Below are 3812 nucleotides of genomic sequence, written 5' to 3'. Positions count from 1 at the left end.
AACTTGAGTCTCGACACCTCAAGGATCACAGAGGACGGCGTGTTTCACGTCCAGCCGCAGATCAGCGCACCCACACATGCGGCAGGAGAGCCCGATTTTTGGGCTGCCGGAAATTCCGACAACCCCCTCTGTCTGTCCCTCTGCCCTGGTTGCTGGTGGTGTGGTGGTGCGGTTTGGGTGACGGTCCGGACGGCGGGGCTTTCACCCTGCCGGGAGCTGTTGGTGTGGTGAGCGTCCGGCGATGCCGGCCGCCCCGGCCCAGCGAGCAGACCGACCGCCACCGGGCCGCACCCCGGACTCGTTGACCCAGTCGGACCCGCTGTTGCCGAACGACGCGGGACCGGCTCGCAGCTGAAGCGAGAACACCACGGCATGACTCAACGACGCTCCGGATCAGCTGCCGTGCCCGCGACGCTACAGGCCGCTGCGCGCGGCCTTCTTCGCCTCCACCTTCGCCCGCAATGCCACGGCCTTCGGAGAATCGCCGTACCACCACCACGTGTAACCAGCGCTTGCCACGAAGAAGGCCACGAACCCGACGAACAGCGGAGTGACCACAAGGTGGTCGCCACGAGCGAGACCGTAGATCGTCGACAAGCCGGGGACGATCGCGCCTCTGAGCAAGACCATAAGCGTCTTCTTGGTACGGAGATTCATGCCGCGCACTCTAACGATCATGCTCACGCGGACTGAAGACAGGTACTGAACGGCCGTGAGCAACCCGTCGTCCGCCCGGCGCGCCCTCGGCCCCGGCGCTGCCCGCGCCCTCGGCCCCCAGCAGCGCCCCAGAACCGCCACAACCCGCCTTGGAGCAACCCCGCCGCCTCCCGGTCTCACCGGCCACCCGGACACCCCACAGCCCGCCCCGCGGCCGCCAAGCAAGCCGCCGACGCCATCGCCGCGCTGCGCCACGTCCGCATCCCGGCCGCCGTCCTGGAGAGCGCGCTCCACCTCGCCCAGGCCCTCCTCGAACAATCCCACGCCGACCCGCTCCTCCTGGAGGCCTCCGAGGACTTGGCCGCCGTCATCCCGCAGTACCTCCCCCAGCCCGCACCCCACCACCGGCACCGCCGACCTCTCCCGCCCGGCTGCGCACCGTGCCCGCGCCGACGACCGCCGGGACCGGCCAGCTGACCGCGTGAAGTCCGGCGTGCCCACAGCCCTCGCGGGGTACTGTCACAGCAGCCGCCCGCCCGTGATGACGCTCGGTGAAAACAGCCACTCCTTGCTCGCGGGCTGGCCAGACCTGCCCAGCTTGGTTCCCCCAATCAGCATGCCGTTGACTCGCGTGGCAGGAAGCCCGCGGCAATTGGGAAGAGGTGTGGGCGGGACATACGGCAGACTCCACGGGTGATCGTGATGCAGCCCGTTCTGGTGATCTATGCCCCCGACGGATTCAGTCTCTGGCCGGTGGCTGAGACGGAATCGGACGGGTACCTCGCGCTCAGCGGCGCGCTCGGCCCGGCCGAGGTCGGCACGGCGGTGAAGTGCATAGCCGAGTGCAACGACATCGATCCCGAGGAGGACGGCCGCCCGCCCCGGCCGGCCGACCCGCTCGATGCCTTCCTGCACGGACTGCTCACCATGGACGGCACCTACGCGTCCGGCGGACTACGGGTCACCGACACCACCACCGGTACCACCCTGCTGCCGGGCTGCTGCAACGGTATGTCGGAGTGGCGCGACTGGCTTAGGGTCGTTGACGGCGCCGGCCGCGCCTCCTTCGGTCACGACCCCTCCCCGCTCGCCGAGCGCCTCGGCGACATCGTTCGGTTGACTGTCGACGGCGGATATGACGTGCGTCGATGGTGGCGAGGCGACGGCCGGCGAGGTGAGGGCCGGTGGCGGTGGTGGTGGCGAGGCGGCCGAGCCACCGTGAGTACGGAGGACGACGGCCCGGTCATCGAGCTACCTGTCACGGAACTGCGCCGACTGCTCGCCGGCGCCGAGCGCGACCTGACCGACTTCCTCCAGCTCGCCGCCGACTGGGCCGCACGGCACCTGCCGGACCATGCCACTGCCGTCACCTCCGCCCTAGCCGCGGCCCTGGACCTACCCGCACCGGTCGCACCGTCGGCGTAGGCGACGGTCATCGCCGAACACTCACCTGCGGGCGGGCTCAAGCTGCTCGCTCTCCGGGTGTCCCCAGATGCTTCAGCGTTCGACTGTTTGAGGGAAGGAGCGAGGGTGGGGAAAATCCCGAATCCTCATCACCGGCCCGCCCGGCAGCCGCCCGGCGGGCCGGTGAGAATCGCCTCGCGGCACGTTGTCCCGGCCCTGGACAGGCCCGTCGGCACGCTTCCGATGCCGCTTCCGATACCGCTTCCGGTCACCCCTCACCTTGACGATGCATCAGCGCAGGTCAGACCCCTTGTCCAGGCCGCCCAGAAACGCCGACAACCCCTCTGTCGCCTAGCGCGGCTCCCTCGGGGTCTCGCTCCGGGCCGCTCCTGCCCTGCGCCCCACCCCCGGGCTGTCCCCCCGGCCCCCAGGGAAGGGTGCCCGGCGCTCGCGCCGCAGCCGGGCGGCCGGGCGTTCCAGGTGGTGCCGTGCGGCCGTGCGGCGGGCCGGTCGTCGTCGGTGCCGGCGGCCGGGGCTGGTGCTGGCGGTCGGGGCCGGTGGTGATCGACTTGTCGGCGCCGTGCGGTATGCAGAGCAGTCAGCAGCCGCACCGCAGACAGCGAAGGGGGAGCGCCGTGAGCAGCCGCCCAACCGACCCGCCCGCACCCGATGCCCCGGACGGCCCGGCCGCCGTCCCCGCCCCCTGCAAGCGCACCCGCAAGGCATCCAAGACCAACCCGGGCGGCTCCAACAACGACGTACGCCGCGACATCCAGCGCGCCATCGCCGTCCTCAAGATCGTCACCCCCCACCAGCTCTGGCGACTGCTACGCCCACACGCGAAGGAGAACAAGTTCGCCCGCGCCGCGCTGAACGACCTGGAGAAGAAGCGGCTCACCGTCAAGCACGGCACCGGCGAGGACGGCCGGGACATTTGGGGGATGACCACCGCCGGCCGCAACGCCGCCCGTGCGCTGTTCCCCGACGGCCGGGACATCGGCGGCATCGCCCCCAAAGCCGGTGCCAGCTCCGCCGCCGGCCACGCCCTGGCCGTCAGCGAGGCCATCATCAGCTTCGTGGTCGGCGGCACCGGCCCCAACATCCCCGACACGCAGGTCAACGGCGACCGCACCGCCCCCGGTGTCGGACCCGGGTTCGGCCGGATCGACCTGTGGGCCACCGAGATCGAACATCTCACCCCACACAAGCCCACCGTCCGCGCCGACGCCGTCCTCCAGGCCCCGGACCACCGCATCCCGGTGCTCCTGGTGGAGGTCGACCTCGACAACGAGTCCAACCCGCGCGTGGCCAAGAAGATCGACAACTACCGCGGCTTCTTCGAACACACCCACCCGCTGCCCAACCCGTATCCCCGCGGCAGCATCGGCTACCTGGAGTGGGGCAACCGCCCCGAGCACCGCGAGCAGCACTGGCGCCGCACCTACCCCGCCACCGGCCGCCCCGGCTACCCACCCATCGCCATCGTCCTCGGCCACCTCGGCCCCCGCGCCCTGCGCCAACGCGTGGCCGCCCTCACCGAGATGACCCGCCGCCACTGGCAAGGTGAACCGCCCCGGGTTCGTTCGAGACTTCAGGCTGTGGCTGTGACCTGCAGGTTTGGGTGTTGTTGGTAGTAGTTGGCTTCGTATTCTGACGGTGGGATGTGACCGAGTTCACCGAAGAGCCGGGCCTCGTTGAACCACTCGACCCACTCGGCGGTGGCGATCTCGACGTCCGCCAGGGTGCGCCAT

General features: G+C 70.5%; 3 protein-coding genes. 2 read left to right on the top strand and 1 reads right to left on the bottom strand.

What is annotated here, in order from left to right:
• Positions 1 to 414: 414 nt before the first annotated feature.
• A complete protein-coding gene (locus ACIG5E_RS39125) occupies positions 415 to 657 on the bottom strand; it encodes a hypothetical protein (RefSeq protein WP_396542032.1) in 243 nt (80 codons plus the stop codon).
• Positions 658 to 1359: 702 nt separating this feature from the next.
• Here ACIG5E_RS39125 and ACIG5E_RS39120 point away from each other — a divergent pair.
• Together ACIG5E_RS39120 and ACIG5E_RS39115 are read left to right on the top strand one after the other, a co-directional pair.
• Positions 1360 to 2082 carry a hypothetical protein gene (locus ACIG5E_RS39120; protein ID WP_396542034.1) on the top strand — a complete coding sequence of 241 codons (723 nt, stop codon included), beginning with the start codon at positions 1360 to 1362 and terminating at the stop codon, positions 2080 to 2082.
• A gap of 614 nt (positions 2083 to 2696) precedes the next feature.
• Positions 2697 to 3695, top strand: a complete 999-nt coding sequence (locus tag ACIG5E_RS39115) for a replication-relaxation family protein (protein WP_396542030.1) — start codon at positions 2697 to 2699, stop codon at positions 3693 to 3695.
• Positions 3696 to 3812 lie beyond the last annotated feature (117 nt).

The organism is Kitasatospora sp. NPDC053057 (assembly GCF_044546945.1).
Classification (GTDB): domain Bacteria; phylum Actinomycetota; class Actinomycetes; order Streptomycetales; family Streptomycetaceae; genus Kitasatospora.
Note: the sequence above shows the minus strand (reverse complement) of the source record. Positions and strands in the feature narration are given on the sequence as shown.

Coding starts and splice junctions, on each gene's coding strand:
- ACIG5E_RS39120 (WP_396542034.1), top strand. CDS start 1,360: ATGCAGCCCGTTCTGGTGATCTATGCCCCCGACGGATTCAGTCTCTGG.
- ACIG5E_RS39125 (WP_396542032.1), bottom strand. CDS start 657: ATGAATCTCCGTACCAAGAAGACGCTTATGGTCTTGCTCAGAGGCGCG.